18 protein-coding genes are annotated in these 16,089 nt (G+C 47.6%); 11 read left to right on the forward strand and 7 right to left on the reverse strand.

The genetic code is table 11. The features are described 5' to 3' along the window. The 5 genes from BM202_RS33315 to BM202_RS33335 all read left to right on the forward strand — a co-directional run bounded on the left by BM202_RS33315 (window position 1) and on the right by BM202_RS33335 (window position 6,304). Window positions 1–1,758 (forward strand): RagB/SusD family nutrient uptake outer membrane protein, encoded by a 1,758-nt coding sequence (locus tag BM202_RS33315; protein ID WP_093834412.1) that lies wholly within the window; start codon window positions 1–3, stop codon window positions 1,756–1,758. Window positions 1,759–1,929: 171 nt separating this feature from the next. After that, window positions 1,930–2,946 carry a DUF5627 domain-containing protein gene (locus BM202_RS33320; RefSeq protein ID WP_177236789.1) on the forward strand — a complete coding sequence of 339 codons (1,017 nt, stop codon included), beginning with the start codon at window positions 1,930–1,932 and terminating at the stop codon, window positions 2,944–2,946. Window positions 2,947–3,061: 115 nt separating this feature from the next. Beyond that, window positions 3,062–4,174: a glycoside hydrolase family 99-like domain-containing protein gene (locus BM202_RS33325; RefSeq protein ID WP_093834416.1), complete on the forward strand. Its 1,113-nt coding sequence runs from the start codon at window positions 3,062–3,064 to the stop codon at window positions 4,172–4,174. 34 nt (window positions 4,175–4,208) lie between these two features. Then, complete coding sequence (locus BM202_RS33330) at window positions 4,209–5,177, forward strand: metallophosphoesterase (protein WP_218160648.1); 969 nt, start codon at window positions 4,209–4,211, stop codon at window positions 5,175–5,177. Between the two features lie 41 nt (window positions 5,178–5,218). After that, window positions 5,219–6,304 carry a glycoside hydrolase family 99-like domain-containing protein gene (locus BM202_RS33335; protein WP_093834418.1) on the forward strand — a complete coding sequence of 362 codons (1,086 nt, stop codon included), beginning with the start codon at window positions 5,219–5,221 and terminating at the stop codon, window positions 6,302–6,304. A gap of 89 nt (window positions 6,305–6,393) precedes the next feature. Here the strand turns inward: BM202_RS33335 and BM202_RS33340 are convergent, their stop codons facing one another. Continuing rightward, a complete protein-coding gene (locus tag BM202_RS33340) occupies window positions 6,394–6,597 on the reverse strand; it encodes a hypothetical protein (RefSeq protein ID WP_143100834.1) in 204 nt (67 codons plus the stop codon). 854 nt (window positions 6,598–7,451) lie between these two features. Here BM202_RS33340 and BM202_RS33345 point away from each other — a divergent pair. Beyond that, window positions 7,452–8,801, forward strand: coding sequence for an OmpA family protein (locus BM202_RS33345; RefSeq protein WP_245776910.1), 1,350 nt, complete (start codon window positions 7,452–7,454; stop codon window positions 8,799–8,801). A gap of 417 nt (window positions 8,802–9,218) precedes the next feature. Continuing rightward, window positions 9,219–9,668, forward strand: coding sequence for a hypothetical protein (locus BM202_RS33350; RefSeq protein WP_093834422.1), 450 nt, complete (start codon window positions 9,219–9,221; stop codon window positions 9,666–9,668). Window positions 9,669–10,038: 370 nt separating this feature from the next. Here the strand turns inward: BM202_RS33350 and BM202_RS33355 are convergent, their stop codons facing one another. Then, window positions 10,039–10,296 carry a hypothetical protein gene (locus tag BM202_RS33355; RefSeq protein WP_093834424.1) on the reverse strand — a complete coding sequence of 86 codons (258 nt, stop codon included), beginning with the start codon at window positions 10,294–10,296 and terminating at the stop codon, window positions 10,039–10,041. Window positions 10,297–10,480: 184 nt separating this feature from the next. On the opposite strand from BM202_RS33355, the gene BM202_RS33360 reads away from it, so the two are divergent. Continuing rightward, window positions 10,481–10,972 carry a hypothetical protein gene (locus tag BM202_RS33360; RefSeq protein WP_093834426.1) on the forward strand — a complete coding sequence of 164 codons (492 nt, stop codon included), beginning with the start codon at window positions 10,481–10,483 and terminating at the stop codon, window positions 10,970–10,972. Between the two features lie 90 nt (window positions 10,973–11,062). On the opposite strand, the gene BM202_RS36900 is transcribed toward BM202_RS33360, so the two are convergent. From BM202_RS36900 to BM202_RS33380, 5 genes are all read right to left on the reverse strand, one after another. Beyond that, window positions 11,063–11,386: a hypothetical protein gene (locus BM202_RS36900; protein ID WP_143100835.1), complete on the reverse strand. Its 324-nt coding sequence runs from the start codon at window positions 11,384–11,386 to the stop codon at window positions 11,063–11,065. A 128-nt stretch (window positions 11,387–11,514) separates the two neighbouring features. Continuing rightward, on the reverse strand, window positions 11,515–11,910 hold the full coding sequence (locus BM202_RS33365) for a hypothetical protein (protein WP_093834428.1): 396 nt from the start codon (window positions 11,908–11,910) through the stop codon (window positions 11,515–11,517). A gap of 359 nt (window positions 11,911–12,269) precedes the next feature. After that, window positions 12,270–12,902 (reverse strand): hypothetical protein, encoded by a 633-nt coding sequence (locus BM202_RS33370; protein ID WP_143100836.1) that lies wholly within the window; start codon window positions 12,900–12,902, stop codon window positions 12,270–12,272. Further along, window positions 12,899–13,243, reverse strand: a complete 345-nt coding sequence (locus BM202_RS33375) for a hypothetical protein (protein ID WP_093834431.1) — start codon at window positions 13,241–13,243, stop codon at window positions 12,899–12,901. The genes BM202_RS33370 and BM202_RS33375 overlap by 4 nt, the downstream gene beginning before the upstream one ends. Before the next feature lie 66 nt (window positions 13,244–13,309). Continuing rightward, entirely contained in the window at window positions 13,310–13,744 is a 435-nt protein-coding gene (locus BM202_RS33380) for a DMP19 family protein (protein ID WP_093834433.1), read from the reverse strand. 456 nt (window positions 13,745–14,200) lie between these two features. Between BM202_RS33380 and BM202_RS33385 the strand changes: the two genes are divergently transcribed. The 3 genes from BM202_RS33385 to BM202_RS33395 form a co-directional block, all read left to right on the forward strand. Then, window positions 14,201–15,283, forward strand: coding sequence for an NAD(P)/FAD-dependent oxidoreductase (locus tag BM202_RS33385; RefSeq protein ID WP_093834435.1), 1,083 nt, complete (start codon window positions 14,201–14,203; stop codon window positions 15,281–15,283). Window positions 15,284–15,505: 222 nt separating this feature from the next. Continuing rightward, entirely contained in the window at window positions 15,506–15,754 is a 249-nt protein-coding gene (locus BM202_RS33390) for a VOC family protein (RefSeq protein WP_394333822.1), read from the forward strand. Between the two features lie 44 nt (window positions 15,755–15,798). Further along, window positions 15,799–16,089 (forward strand): helix-turn-helix domain-containing protein (locus BM202_RS33395; protein WP_143100681.1); only part of this gene is annotated, 291 nt, incomplete at its 3' end.

Genomic DNA, 16,089 nt, shown 5'->3' on the forward strand with positions numbered 1-16,089 from the left:
ATGAAGAGATTCATCCTATATAGTCTGTTTGCTCTGGGTACGGTTACGTTCTGGTCCTGCGACCTGCTGGAGCCTGTGAATGATAATCACAGCACCATTGACCGTCTTTACCAAGACCCGGGGTATGCCGAGGGGGTACTCATGGGAGCTTACAACAAAATTCCAACCAACAACCTTAGCTTTAATGACGTAGCGACCGACGATGCCGTAAGCAACAACAAGCTGAATGAATACCTGCGTATGGCCACCGGTCAATGGTCGGCGATGTACAACCCTGTGGATCAATGGGCAAATTGCATATCTGGTATTCAGACAACGAACCAGTTCATTACGCTCATCGATACGGTCAACTGGAAAGGCTCGGTCCCTGAACTGAACTGGCTGTATACCCAGCGGTTCAAAGGGGAAGCGTACGCGCTACGTGCCTTGTTGCAATACCATCTATTGGTGGCGGTGGCTGGTCCCGGACCCGGTGGGCAGATGCTGGGTATTCCCATTGTTAACAAATTTCTGGATGCTAACGCTGATTTCAATATCCCAAGGGCAACGTTTGCTGAATCTGTTGACCGGATATATGCCGATATCAACGAGTCGCTGAAGTATCTGACCATGAACGATTACCTCAATGTAAGCAGTGCTGCCCAGTTGCCGCCCGGCTATGAAAAGGTATCGACCAGCAACTATAATATTGTGTTTGGATCTGAACTCAACCAGCGGATTTCTGGCCGGGTACTCAGAGCGTTACGCGCAAAAGTAGCGTTACTGGCCGCCAGCCCTGCCTTCAATACGGACCCTGCCAAATGGGAGTTGGCAGCTAATCATGCCGGTAACGTATTGAAAGACATTGGTGGCCTGACCGGTCTTGATCCGGAAGGGAATAAATTTTACCTAAAAACGCTCGTCGATAAACTGAACGTATCGGCCGCCAGCCCAATCGAACAAAAAGAGATTTTATGGAGACGGTCGGTCGTTACGACGAATACGCGTGAAATGGCCAATTATCCACCGTCGCTTTTTGGTAGAGGCAATGTTAATCCCACGCAGAATCTTGTCGATGCCTTTCCGGCGGCAAACGGCTATCCAATCGACCGGTCAGACAGTAAGTACGATAAGACAAAACCGTATGATAATCGTGACCCGCGACTGCGCCAGTATATAGCCTACAATGGCAATACCATTTCCGGGAAAACGATTCTTACGGGCGTGGGCGGAGGTATCGATGCAAAAGATTCGCTGGAAACGTCGACACGCACTGGTTACTATCTGAAAAAGCTACTGGTGGAAGAGGTCAATATGAACCCGGTTTCGACCACAACCCAAAAGCACTACGAGGTCCACATGCGCTATACGGAATTGTTTCTGCTATACGCTGAAGCGGCCAATGAAGCCTGGGGGCCAACGGGTTCGGGCACCTGGGGATACTCAGCAAAGGACGTAATTGGAGCGATACGCAGCCGGGCGGGTATTCCCAAAACTGATCCGTATCTGATGAGCGTATCAGCAAAGGAAGATATGCGGCAGCTCATCCGGAATGAACGTCGGTTAGAGCTTTGCTTCGAGGGATTCCGCTTCTGGGATTTGCGTCGGTGGAAAGCCGACTTGACCGAAACCGCCAAAGGCGTCAATATTAACAAGGCAACCTACACCATCGTGGATGTCGAGCCCCGGGTGTATAAAAATAACGTCATGCACTACGGTCCCGTACCTCAGACGGAGATTGTTAAATACCAGGCACTTCAGCAGAATCAGGGCTGGTAACAGGTGTATTGTAAATACGTTTTTTTGATGGGATTAAAAGGATTTATTGATCTGAATGGTAGTAAAACAATCCTGAAAATTCTGTTAATCCCGTCAAAAATGAACTTGGTAAACTCCCGTGGTAATTCATTGTCATCTGAAATTCGGAAAAATCAGTACAAGCGTTCCAACATGAAGAAAATCTTGTTTCTACTCGTTTTAGTGGCTGGATTGTATGCCTGTAAAAACCAGGAGATTGTATTTCCTGATTACGACTATACATCGGGCTATTTTCCCTATCAGTATCCTATCAGGACGCTGATTCTGGGCGACTACATTTACGATAACTCCAACGATAACAATCATAAATTTCTGATATCAGCAGCGATGGGCGGGGTGTATGCGAATACGAAGGATCGTATCTTTAAAATACGGATAGATAACAGCCTTTGTAATCAGGCAAAATTTGCTGCTACCAATCAGCCAATATATCCTTTGCCCGAAAAATACTACACCCTAAGTTCGGCCGATCAATTGATTATTCCGGCGGGCGAATTAAATGGAAATATTGCGGTGCAACTGAAAGACGAGTTTTTCGATGATACGCTGGCGGTTAAACTTGCGTATGTATTGCCAGTACGTATTAGCCAAGTGATTGGCCTTGATTCACTGCTCACGGGTAAACCATCTGTAGCGCAGGCCGACCCCCGAATCGTCAGCAACTGGCAGGTGACGCCCAAAGATTTTACCATGTTCGCCGTCAAATTTATCAATCCGTTTCATGGCAGTTATTTCCGCCGGGGCAAAAGCGCGGTTAAAAACGCTGCCGGTCAGGAAATAGAGTCGACTACGTACCGGACCCAATTCATCGAGAAAAATGATGTATGGAATTTGACGACGAAAAGTAAAAATCAGGTTACCATGGCTGGCAATCTGAACTCCACGGCCATTAAAGGGACATTGAGTTTGTTGTTAACCTTTACCGGCAATGACTGCGTTGTACAAAATTCCCCCGGCTCTGCTTTTCAGGTGACTGGCAGCGGAAAATTTCTTGACGATGCCGACGAGTGGGGCAATAAAAAACGAGATGCTATCCATCTGACGTATCAGTTCAAACAAGGCACAAATACGTACTCAGCAACGGATACGCTGGTGATCCGGGATCGGGGCGTAGGACTGGAGGTTTTTCAGCCCGTAATCACGAAATAACGGGTTTTTGCAGATAAATGACTGATCTAAAATGCATTAGATAGTTTTTTGTCAGCATGACAAAAACGTCAGTTTGAAAGATTCTAATACCATTTGTACTTCAGTACTTAACGTTATGAAAACTCAATCAATACGGTTGCTTTCGGCAGTCTTGCTGGCTTGCCTGACAGGGTTGGTATGGCCATTGTATGGACAAACAGTCAGTAAGCCGATCAGCATTGGTGCCTATTATTACGATGGATGGGGTGGTAAAAACCCCAAAGCCAACGACCCCAACGAACCCTGGGCCAAAACAGCACCCCGGCAGGTTACCAAACGAATGCTGAATGAATTTGCTGATCGTGAGCCGGTATGGGGGTGGCGACATGATTCGCAGGAAATTATGGAGCGGCAGATTGATTTAGCGGCTGATAATGGGATCGAGTTTTTTCTCTTTTGCTGGTACTGGCGCGATGCTAACGGCCCTTTTAACCCGGAAAAAATAGCAACCCTGCCTCAGCATGAAAGCATGCAGCGGTATCTCAAGGCAAAAAATAAAAATCGGATCAAGTTTGGGTTGCTGGTTGCCAATCATCAGGGCGCCGAAATTAACGGTACCGAGAACTGGCAAAAAGCAACCGAGCACTGGATGCAGTATTTTAATGACCCGCAATACGTTAAGGTTGATTCTAAACCACTGGTGGTTGTTTTTAACGCGAAGGGCATCGAAAACGCTGACCTTAGCGGCATGCAGGAGGTGGCTCAGAAAAACAGCCTGGCTGGACTGACGATTGCCGGGTGTGGCAATACGACGGGAAAGAATTTTACCGTAACAACCCATTACAACGTAGTGCCAGGTTATTCGGCGGGTTCGCAGGAACACCCGTATAGCGAACTAGTCGATGCCCAACGTAGCAAGTGGCAGGGGTCAGCGCAACAGCCCTATATTCCGACGGTGATTGTGGGCTGGGATAAACGCCCTTGGGAAGATGCCAGCGGCAACGGCAAAGGGGGCGCTAAGCAGGGCTGGTATTATACCGGTCGTACACCCAAACAGTTCAGAACATTCCTGAACGATGCGGTTTCCTGGATGGATACGCACCCGGAGCAGACTTCAAAAGAACGAATGCTATTAATATACGCCTGGAACGAACTTGGAGAAGGTGGCTACCTGGTACCTACCAAGGCTGACCCAACTGGAAGCTACCTGAAGGTTGTCAAGAAGGTGGCCTCCAGACACAAAAAATAAAGCTGATAATAGTTGCTTACAACTAAACTTTAGTATGATAACAAGATTCTTTCTGGCCGTTTTGACTGGCGTGGCTACTATGGCCAGCGTGTATGCGCAAAAATTTACCATCCCGGTTTTCCCTGACACGCAGAGCGAAGTTGGTAGTAACCACGCTATGTTCAACAGTCGGATCAAATGGGTGATCGACCACAAGGATTCGCTGAATATTCCAATGGTTTTACACGTTGGTGATGTCGTTAACTTTGATAATTACGACCATTTTGAAGTCGCCAGCAAAGGTTTCGACCAGTTCGACGCGCATCATATTCCGTATGCTATTACGCTGGGAAACCATGATACGGAGGCTGTTGGGTTCAATAGTGGCAGTGCGGCTCCGGGCAATGTGAATCAGAACCTGCGGAAAACGCACAAGTTCAATGCCTATTTTCCCGTTAGTCGGTTTACGCACCAGCGCGGCCGGTATGAAGCGGATAAGAGCGATAACGCTTACTACACCTTTAAAGTTGGTTTAACTAACTGGCTAGTGATCAGTCTGGAGTTTTGCCCGCGAATGGGGCCAATTAATTGGGCGGGGGATATTATTAAGGAGTATTTCAATTACAATGTGATCATTCTTACCCACTACCACCTGACCACAAAAGGAGAAATTGACACGCGTAACGCCGGGTACGGCGACTTTAGTCCACAGGTTGTGTATGACCGACTGGTTAAAAAATACGCCAACGTACGGTTTGTGCTGAGTGGACACGTAATGAGTTCCGCGTTGAAAGTAGATACCGGCGAACAGGGCAATAAAGTATACCAGATTCTCCAGAACTACCAGAACGAAGATCTGGGAGGAGGATACATCCGGTTACTCTCGTTCGACATGGACAAAAAGACCGTTTCGGCCAGTATGTATTCTCCGTTTTATAAAAAGACCAAAGAGGATACGTCCCGGTTTGTGCTGGAAGGCGTCGACCTGATCAAACAAGGCGAAGAACGGGCACTAAAACGATAAGTAAACTCATCTCTAGCGCATTTTCCCTTCCCTCCATATCGATGCTACGTTCACAATCTGTTCTGACCATTTGGCTATCAGTAGCCTTGTTTTTTACCGGAGATCAACTACTGGCCCAAAAAGGCAAAAATAAAATAGGTGCCTATTATTTTGACGGCTGGAGCGGCACTACGTTCCACATCACCGACGACCTGAAAAACAACTATTCTGACCGGGAGCCTGTATGGGGATGGGTAACGAGTAAGCAGGAGATCGTTGACGAGCAGATTACGCTAGCGGCCAATGCCGGGCTTTCGTTTTTTAGTTTTTGCTGGTACCATCGCAATGGTCGTACTGTCGAAGAACTCCCCGAAAACAGAGCCCTGTCTTTATATAAAAACTCAAAGAATGTCAAAAAGCTGGAATACTGTTTACTGGTTGCTAATCACGGCGGTTTTGATGTAGGTCCAGAAAACTGGGAGAAGCTTACTGATATCTGGCTGGCCGAATTCAAACATCCCCAGTATATGCGGGTAGCCGATAAGCCACTGCTTATTTTTTTTGAATTCACCTCGCTCATCAAAAATTTTGGCTCGCCGGAAGCGGTCAGCGCGGCTTTCGACAAGTTAAGAAAGCGTGCCGTTGAAGCAGGACTGCCCGGCGCGTCAATTGCTATTTGTGCCGGCTCGCCCGATGGCATAACGAAGGCCGAGAGTTCGGGCGCGGATATTATCACCGGATACAATTATCACAGCATAGGCTTTAAGGGGCCTAACCAGGCTATCCCTATCGATACGTTGCATGCAGCCGAACAGCAACTGTGGAGCAAGCTGAGCAACGCTGTGAAGAAACCCTACATACCCGTGTCTACAATGGGCTGGGACCCGCGCCCCTGGTCGAATGATAAAAATAAATACCAGGAGAAACCATACTTCACCGGATTTTCAGTCCAGTCAGTTCAGCAGTCGGTTAACGGTTTGCTTAACTGGATGAATACCCATGATTCTTCACTGACTAGTGAACGGATTGGCCTGCTTTACGCCTGGAACGAGAACGGAGAAGGAGCCTGGCTGACACCTGGAAAACAAGGCTTAAACCCGCTAATTGGGCTAAAGTCGGCTCTTTCCGGCAAAAAGAAAATTAAGTAGAGCGAGACTATTACATTCATTACTTGGTAGAAGCATCAGTTATAATAGATTTATCAATTCTCAATAGTCCGGTAAATTCTTGCAGCCATTCAGCCGAAGCTATAAAGCTGACGTATTTGGGAGTTATTTAAACTAATGTTAGCCGCTTCGGGCAAGATTGATATAAACCGCTTTAATAATAACTCATTGTGATAGCGGGTTTTAACATCGACCATTGTGAAAGCCTTGCGCTCGTCTGCTTGAGCCGTCAAGCCCTGTTCCACTTTGGCTACATTGATCGACCACAAGGCCATATTAGCAGAAAATTTAAGCTTGTTAACCGAGCGGGCTTGGCATTCCATCAGGCCAATAAACTGTTTAGCATCGCGGATCAGAAACTCCTACCGCTTCGGTGGTCCGATGCTAGTGCAGCCGATAATAGTATATCAATTGACGAGCATCTAAAGTAAGGTCGTTTGAGAAGTAAGGACGATAGCTGCGGAAAACGCCCGGCTCATTAAGGGGTTCTCGTTGCAAAAGGGCCGCTCCGGCGTACCGGGATTTATATGGTAAGCAACCGCAATGACGGACCGTGGGTTCTATAGTTGAAATAAGCTGATTGTTGATAATCAGTGCCTTATCAAAAAGGGCGGGCCGCCGATGCGGTATATGAACAAAGTCCCTAAAAACGTCCAATCTATTCAATCAGAGCAGGTAGTATATTTTATCAAAAAGAAATCTTGTATGATAAATACTATCTTAAATTGCTGATAATCAACTTGCACCTAAATATGTAGTTGCTTACCGCAGATTACTGGACATGAGATATAGTGAGTAAAAAAGTGAAACGACATGTTGATAAACGTTTCTTGCTTGACCACCGGAACAGCCAGCAGATTATAGCGGGTTGGCCCGTTAGGTCGCGGTTTGACTCCGCCAATTTAGCGCTAATACGCCTAGTACATTTTCAGCCGGTAAAAGCTAATGCCGTATTTACATTAAATTATAACTCCCTTTCAGTAAACCATCGGCCTTTACATCCGTCTTATAGGTAAATCCAATTAGCAGGAGATTGTCGATTTAAGTAGAAATGATCCTTAACTCAGTTCGCTCACGTATCTATTTATTGGGTTTGGCACCTATGAAGCAGCCCTATTTTATTCTTCTTATGTTAACCGGGCTAAACTCGGCCTGCATGGTTGGCTCCTACCCGACGGGTAACCCCTCAGGTGGTGGGCAACAATATCCCTCCAGCGGTCAGCAATCACCCGATGATACCTATCCGAATCGGTATCCAAATACAAACCCTAGTTCAGGGGGTCAGCCGGGCCGCGGCCGTACGGCTGATCCTGGCGTAACAGTGAACAGTATTCGCCTGACTCGTGATTACACGATTCTAAATTTGACCTACACAGACCAGAACAAGCCGAGCTACGACCGAAACGGGCGTCAGGTATCAACCGGCACGATTGGTTTCGATCCTACCGGCTATTTGGTAGCGGCCAATGGAGCCAGAACGTTTGCGTTTGTGAAGGTCGAAGGGATTCCGGTAAAAAAAGAGCAACTTAATCCGGCTACTGGAAAAAAGGTTCTTGTCGGCAGAAATACGTTTCCTGGCGACCAGATCGCGTTTACCCTCTATTTCGAGCGCCTGGATAAAGGGCTAGAAAATTTTGATTTGTTCGAGTGCGTTAACGACCAATACATTTGCTGGAACATCTATAATCTGCATGTCGATAATCCAGCCGATCAAGTAGTTTACACGCCCCCAACCACGCCGACGCCCGTTCCACCCAGATCGTCACCTGCCCCAAAAAACCAAAAACTGCCACAAGTTTCGGGCGAATCAGGGGGCGAAATGGAAACTCCGAAAGCTAAACCAGCACCTGTAGCTACAGTAGTGACGGTATCAGGTGTAGTGAGCGATGCGAAAAATAAACGACCGGTTACGGCTACGATTGATTACCAGCTTTCGGCCAGCAAACAAGTACTGGATTCGGTACAGAGTTTTGCTTCGACTGGAATTTACCGAATGAGCTTAGCGAAAGGGCAAGTGTATACCTACGTGGCCTCAGCGCGGGGGTATCAATCGGCCAGTGGCGTGTTGGATTTAAGTAAAGTAGCAGGCGGACAAAAACTCACGCGTGACATTGCGCTAACACCTTTAGCGGTGGGCGACAAAATCACGTTGAAGAACATTTATTTCGAGATGTCGAAGTCAGATTTGCTGTCGGCTTCGTTTGCCGAATTAGATAAATTAGCGGCTATGATGCAGGATAATCCCAACATGACTATCCGCCTCGAAGGACACACGGACATTATCGGTGATCACGACAAAAACGGGCAACTCTCCCGCGACCGGGTAATCGCCTGTCAGCGTTACTTGGCTCAAAAAGGCATTGATTTGGCGCGTGTACAGGCTGTGGGCTACGGCGATACGCGCCCTATCCTAACCAAAGGCACCGACGAAGAACGCAAAGTGAACCGGCGGGTTGAGTTCGTCATTCTGGCGATCTAATAGTAAGGTTAAAGGCATAAAAGTCATAATTTACTGATGCTTATGCTACTGATAGAGTTGGATAGATAGTTAAAAATCACAGTCTCACAATTCGCTCCTGATTGAGACAATTAATCGTTCATCTATCTGCACCATAAATGGGGCATTTAAGTGGACGGTTTTCCCTAGTAACTGTCAAGTGATACCGCACCGCCGGGCGGCCCCGCGGAATGCCGGACCACGGCGTACCGGCCACCGCGCTACTATCCGTAGCATACGGGTTTATGCCAACTACTAAAATTATACACTACCTGAATCAGCAAGTTTATGGATTGTACCGGCTTTAGCCATCAGTAAGTAGGCAGTAACTTGGTTGACTTTAGCTTACTGGGTGCAATTGCCTATTATTTCGTCAGATGCCTTCCATAAATGAGTTTCATGAAATTCACTGCATTTACAGCTTTACTGGTTATACTCATTGCGGTGTTTGGCTGTGCCAAAAAGGTCGCGCCAACAGTTGCTGTTGTTCCTTTCACTAAGGAGTCAATGGACGTACCCGTTGATTCAATACCTGACACATCAAATCCCTTATGCCATATCGAAGGACCCGTAGTCATGCGGCTACATGATGCCGAAGGCTACGTGAAGTATCGGGAGAGCGTCGGGCTATGGTACATTACCTATGTTGAACCGCTACCACCTGGCACCGGTACGGATACGGCTTATAATGGCTTTGTTTGCAACATGCCCAACGCGTACATGAAGATAGGGTTGAAGGTTCGGTTCAGTGGTCAGTACTACCATGCCAGGAAATATATCCCTAGTACGCGCGCTGAAGAAGTGCGGTTATACCTCATCTTAAAACAGATTCATACGGGCAGCGACTAGTAATTGTGCCTTGTCAAGTCCGGTTCAATAGCCCATTAGCTTAGCGTACAAGTCGTATCGTTAGAGGAAATTTTTATACACTCAGGTTTTTAGTTAACATATGCTAGTTAACTTCTGCCGAGCGTCTCCTACTGAAATACGTGGGCAGTAGCGTCACCACCAGGATAATACTAACTAGGATAAAATCAACCAGGTTGCCGGTTTCAGTTGACATTCCTTGACGCCAGCTCATACTCGTGACTAGCGGGAAGCCGATCAGCCAGCAGAGGAAGCTACTGAGTAGACCGGCTGTTAGGAACCGGATGGAAGGAGGTAACCCATGAACGACTAAAATCCTCATCAATAGCCCGCGCAGTACATACCACAAGCACTACATGGCCACCCCGAACCAACCCGCTAGATACCCGTACAAGCTAATTGAATACAAGCTGGGCCAAAGAGAATAGGTCCTCGTGTGGAGATACCCATACAGGGCTAGCGCGGGTAATGTCGTCAAGACCAATAGCAGCGCCGTTAGCCGCATTGACGGGTCGGCTCGGGGGTCGGCTGGATAGCCCAACCAGGCCCGTAGGCGGGTATACCCCTGGCGTAACGCGGCATACAAACGGGTATGTTCAAACGGTTTCATGAATCGACCTGTTACCTGGTTTCTATCTAGTATAGGTTGTTAACGTTCACGCAAAAACTGACAAGTTTAGTAGGCTAAACAGGGGATTATTTACGCGCACAAAGGTGACGATTTCTCGTTGAGGGGGCATGCGTCTGTATGTTCGCCTACAAGCTATACTTTTGACTACTCAAACGTATCGATTATGAGAGTTTTACGGCTAACGCTGATGGTCATGAATACCATCGACTTACTCGCCCAAAGCACCTTGCCGGGTATACCTACCAGAGAAGTCACCCTCAGCGATCCGCTGGTGAGGGCCGAACTAAGAAACAATTTATCCGCTTCCCAGCGAGAGGTGTACATAGGCTCCATCGTGAAGCAGGCGGGAAAGATCACCTATACGCTAAGCCAGGTTGGGTATACCAGTGAGCTGAAAGCGCGTCCCTGTTCGTTGTATACGATCGTGAATCATACCCTCATTTTCTTACGTACGGGCGTGGATGAGCTGATTGAGCAAGACGCGTTCTTCCTAAACGTAGTCCTTCCGTTAACAAAAGGCCGGTTAATCAACGACCTGTTGCCCAATGGGCGTAAAAATCCCGATGTTCTGCCCTACGGTGGGTATGATCCCGTCGATATAACCATTACCCTAGAGAAGGGAAAAGTAAGCATTAGCAAAGAAGCCCAACCCTAAAAAGGCTACCGGGAGCCAGGCTAATCGTAGGTCAGGTAGGTACCCCAGGCTACTAGGATACGGTTCAGCACACGACTTTCGATAATCCAATTACGATCTCCTGCGAATGGACAGAATGTTAACCCGGTTGGTGGCTTGACTGCAACTATCCGGACTGGCTGATTCGTAGCGCACCCAAACCGGGACAGGCCACGCGTTGGAGTTTTCATAATCGGATGGTATTGAGTTACTAATCAGATAGCTATCACGGTTAATTTTAATTACCAGCCCTCCGCTACTACCGGATTTACTCCAGTTATCAGCGATCACATAGCCCTTTATAGTGGCTTCAACTTCATCTGGTTTGATGGCCGCGTCTTGGTTGCAACCGGCTAATAAAAGCAAAAGACCTAGCCTAATACGTACTTGTCTCATCGTGTAAAGTCCATTTCTTATCAGATCTTAAAACGTATAGAGTAGTTGGAACCCTACATTTCTTTGTTGCCTAGTTGTCCTGGCCCCTGTTGTTACGTAAAGAGAATAAATCTCCGGTTCAGCCTGTTTTAAGGCAGGTTGGCGTACACGACCTTTTTGTTTTGATAACCCGCTACAACGGTGGTTATTTCTTCGGCAGTAGGATAGACTCGCTGGCCATCACACCGAAAGAAATACCCGGCAAGGCCTCCACTACCCATCATCATTTTCACTAAGAAAACGGGCTCATCTCGTAAGCTTTCCAGGTAAATACTGCCCATATAATTTCCTTGATGGGCCATTGTTGCTTTATCTTCATTGGCTTTGGTAATAATGTCTTTCAGCCAGGGGAGATCCTTTGCGGGATTCTTTACGCCGCAACTGGATTGCCCGAACTCCGGGTTGACGTCATCCTTTTTGCCGCACATTTGGGCAGTCGACACTAAGCCGATTAAAATAAGGAGGGCAGGGATATTTTTTTTCATGCTGGTTGGCTAAAACGGGTTTATCGTAAGCGGAGCCAATCGGATAGCTAACGGTTGGAATCACTCAATTTTTTTGGTTAAAAATGCTATAGCTTTCAACGATGTAGTGCGTATAGGACTGTAGCCGTCTAGAGTAGGCATCGCCTGCGATTTGGGCCAATTCGCAGCAAAAAGGCTATCCATTCGATTGTGTTGTGCATACCGCGGCAAAACGGGTAGGGCGTTACGCTCATTAACCGTATAACCACGCAGCGGCCGTTAGTTTACTGATTTGTTCAACTGATTTGGGCTTAAGAAAAATCTACGTAAGTAATGAACAACCCCATCCAAAACCGATGCCAGTAGCGTGTCGGATGGTATTAGAAGCCTCTCGAACGTGGTCTTCCCGCCTTTACCCGTAACCAGTACAGATCAGCTCCATCAACGTCAGCATCCCCCATCAGTAAATGATGGGGGCAAATACGGAAACCACCATCTTGTGGAAAGTAAAATGAAACCGCGCCAGACCGCCTCTTTTGCGTGGTATAGTCTACGGTCGGTGCTACATCTACTACATAGTGGACAATCTCGGGATGAGGTTGCGTTAAAAGAAGTCGTGCTGACCAGGTCGCTTCGTCCGCTTCATACAGGGTTAGTTGACCTTGCGGGCTTACGACCATCTCAACAGGTTTAGCCGGGAGCTTGTCAGATGTAGTACCCCAGCCGTTGGCTTTTATGCGCACTAATCGCCAGCGCCCGACAAACAATGAATGGGCTGACACAACGTCGTTCACATAATCACATGAATCCAGTTCCGTCCCTAACAGGTTGGTAGGCGTCGTCTTCCGGCTACAACTTAGGCTGAAGAGTAGTAACCCTATCACTAGTAATTGCTTACGGCTCATGGGAAAGAAGTAAATAGGATGGCTGACCCGCATGCTACGGATAGTACCGCGGTGGCCGGTACGCCGTGGTCCGGCATTCCGCTGGGCCGCCCCGCGGTGCGGTATCACTTGACAGGTACTAAGGTAAAGCGTCCACTTAAATGCCCCATTTTTGAAGCATATGTATGAAGATTCTGTCGTCTCAAGCAGGAGAGTTTTTTCAGACACGGAAATGACGACATTCCAAGCCTTGTTGCGTACGTCACACCTCCATTTTCCTTGACCTTAGGAATTTCCTCTCGAACAGCGTCCAATATCTCCTCGGCTAGCGTCTGAATCCGCTGCTCAATAACTTGTAAAGGCTGTCCTGTTTCTTTAGCGATCCGCTCGGCTTCAAGTTGTTCAAGCACCCGTAAATGGGCTTGCGTTACTAACAGCAACTCCTTTAATTCAAGTATATCCAGGTGCATTTTCGGATGGTTAAGTTTACAGGCGGTAAGTTAACATGAAGGCTAATTCGTCTCAAGTTGGAGCATTTACATTAGACTCAGCTTTGTTTCGATATGCTGGATCAAGGTGCTTTCAAGCTCTGGCCCCTTTTGGTAAAATTGCTCATCAAGCTCTTCTAGCAGGTCATCATATTTCCCCACCGGCCACGTATCGATTACCTCATTACGTTCTTTAATATCAGTTGAAGGCTGCCCACTGGGAAATAGCCTATTAATGCGCATTAGTAGGGTTGCTAGTTCCACAAAGCCCAGCCACTGGAGATCCTCGATCGTTTCCTGATTATAATCAGCGCCTGAATTATAGTAATGACTAATCAGGCCACCATTATTAACCTGATCGAGTAAGGATTGAACATTAATCCACACCCGCTCGTCTCTGGTCAGTGAACCATAATCGGCAAAAGCCTTGTCAACAAGGCTTTCCCAGTGAGCTTGAAAACCCAGCAAAGACTTATTCTTCATCCCCAAAATTAGGATGTCTGACTCAATAATATTCGTTCGCTGAACGCCATCTTAACCTCAAACATATGAAGAATATTACGTCTCAATTGGGAGCGTTTTTTGATACACCTTAGAATTTATTTGCCTTCGGTGGGTTATTTCGTTTTTAGGCTAATAGCAGCCTAGCAAACTAGGCCTCATAACTACCCCATCCCAAATGCCGTGAGCGGCATGAGGATATTCCGTATAGCCAGGAGCACCCACCACCCGCTTTTTTTAGTGCGTTAACTACCTTCCAGATAAGTCACCTGAATAAATAGTCCATATTTGATACGAAACAGATAAATTGGTAATAGCTACCAGCCCAGTCTAAAACAGCCTTAGCTGTTTTGGCTAGCTTTTCGATCAGCAGGACTCAGATAACTCGGCCCGCACCCCGAACGAACACATGTACTGACCACTGAATGAGTAAAATAGATGATCACTAAACAGCCTCATATTGTGGTGGTAGGCGCGGGTATTGTGGGGGCCAGCTTAGCTTACCACTTACAACGGGGTATGGCACAGGTTACCTTGCTGGATAAAGCGACCAATCTAGCGGATGGAGCAACGGCTAACTCATTCGGCTGGATTACCGTTAACCCCGAATCTCCTCAAACCTATATTACCCTGAGGCAACAAGCCATAGCGGATTGGCACCGACTGGAGAATGAACTGAAGGGACAACTCAACGTGAATTGGTCGGGTGCGTTGACTTGGCTGGACGATCCGGCCCAGACCGAGCGTCTAGCGGGGAAGCTCATCGGGGCGGGTTATCCGGTGCAAGTGATCGATCAGCCACAAATACAATTGCTGGAGCCCAATTTAAAAAAGGTACCTTCCCGGGCCATGTTGGCTGAAGATGAAGGCGCAATAGATCCTAAACTAGCCCTACATGGGTTAATCACAGCCGCTCGCCAAGCTGGTGTCAGCTGTCAATTGGGGAATGAGGTCTTGTCATTGATGATGACCGGTTCCCGCCTTACCGGGGTGGTTACGGCTCATGGTGCGATAACCGCTGACATAGTCGTGTTAGCCACTGGAGTGAATGCAGACTCCTTATGCCAGCCACTGGCGATCCACCTGCCCCTGACTAAATCACCTGCTATACTAGTGTCGTTTCATACTTCCCATCCGTTTGTGAACCGGATCGTTTCTTCCCCCTCACTGGAACTCCGAGCGGCTTCCCCCAGGCTGACGCTCAGTGCCGAAGATTACCTGGATGACTCAATCGACAACAACCCCCAGGCCATAGCCCGGCGATGCTTGAACAACATAAAAGGACATTGGCACCAGGCGGGGCTACTGGTCCTCACGAATGTTGCCGTAGGCAATCGACCTATCCCTGAAGACGGATTGCCTATCATCGGTCGAATACCCAGTATCGAAGGACTTTACGTGGCCGTGATGCATGCCGGCGTAACGCTGGCCGCTGTGGTTGGCCGACTGGTAGCCAGGGAGCTACTGAGCGATCAGGAGGAGGCTTTGCTGGCATCTTATCGCCACAGCAGATTTCATTAATTCAACTTGACTTATGGATACAGCTGCTTGGTAGGAGCTACTATAGTAGGAGGTTATCCATAATTCACGTTAGTTTAAAAGTCTAATTAAGGACTCTCTCGCTCATTTATTGAGCGTTTGAAGAGATGGATAATACACTAGTACTAGGCTGAACTCTACTGACATACGGTTGTCAGTAGGCCTAATTTATTTTGTGTGATTTAAAACAAACGCACAAGCGCCATGATTTTTGCCTCCGTTCGCATTATTACTGCCAATATGAAACCCCTCGTCCGGTTCTACGAGCAGGTTACTGGCCTACCCGTGATTCAGTATACCGATGATTTCGCCGAATTACAGACCCCTTCGGCTACTTTAGCCATCGGCAGCACACGCACCCTGCAACTGTTCGGAGGAGACCATATCGCCAAGGCCGCCAGTAACCACTCCGCCATTATCGAATTCCGGGTAGAGGATGTTGATGGGGAGTAAGTAGTCCGTGAGAAATAGTTTGCATTATTTTCTAACTTGCCCTCATGGGACGAGTAAATACTCCGGTTCTAACCGATATCCAACGTGCCGATTTAGAACGTGAATTAAAAACCAATGATAGCCATAGCTTTCGGATGCGTTGCCAAGCCATCCTACTCAAAGCGGCTGGCCGTAAATCGAAAGATGTTGCCCAGATTGTGGGCATGTGCCATGTGAGTGTTAATAGCTGGCTGAAACGCTTTAAAACCGATGGACTCGCAGGACTACAAACCAAACCAGGACGGGGACGTAAACCCTTGCTGGATAAAGTAGCCGACAAAGATGCGGTGCTAGCC

The sequence above is a fragment of the Spirosoma endophyticum genome (assembly GCF_900112365.1).
GTDB lineage: Bacteria > Bacteroidota > Bacteroidia > Cytophagales > Spirosomataceae > Spirosoma > Spirosoma endophyticum.